This is a genomic window from Flavobacterium bomense (genome assembly GCF_003970355.1).
Map to the genome: position 1 here is coordinate 1 of NZ_RYDJ01000187.1, position 444 is coordinate 444.

Here is a 444-nt window from a genome sequence, read left to right on the forward strand (position 1 = left end):
AACCGTTATCACTCACGAAGTCTTACCTAAAGAATCGTTATATTCCATTTCTAAACAATACGGAATTTCACTTTCTGACTTGAAAAAAGCCAATCCTGAATTAGGAAAAAAATCCTTGAAAGTGGGTCAAAAAATTAGTGTTCTAGTAAAATCGGATACTAATTCAAGTCTTGTTGCCGAGAATAAAGAAGTGAAATCTCCAAAAGAAATTGTAGTTGTTCCACAAAATATAGAAGACAAGAAATCAGAAACCGAAATTTCTCACGAAGTTTTGCCGAAAGAAACTAAATACGGAATTGCCAAACAATATGGTCTTAAGGTTGCCGAATTAGAAAAACAAAATCCGAATATTTCAAAAAAATTATTGGTGGGTTATCTGCTTAAAATTCGTACCTCAAAATGAATACAGAAAGAGATTGCAATCGAAAATGCAATAGCTATTGA

The 444-nt window shown here is 32.2% G+C and carries 1 protein-coding gene; it reads left to right on the plus strand.

From position 1 onward, the window contains the following. A partial coding sequence (locus EKL98_RS16620) for a LysM peptidoglycan-binding domain-containing protein (protein ID WP_148104459.1) occupies positions 1–403 on the plus strand: 403 nt, incomplete at its 5' end. Between the last annotated feature and the right edge of the window lie 41 nt (positions 404–444).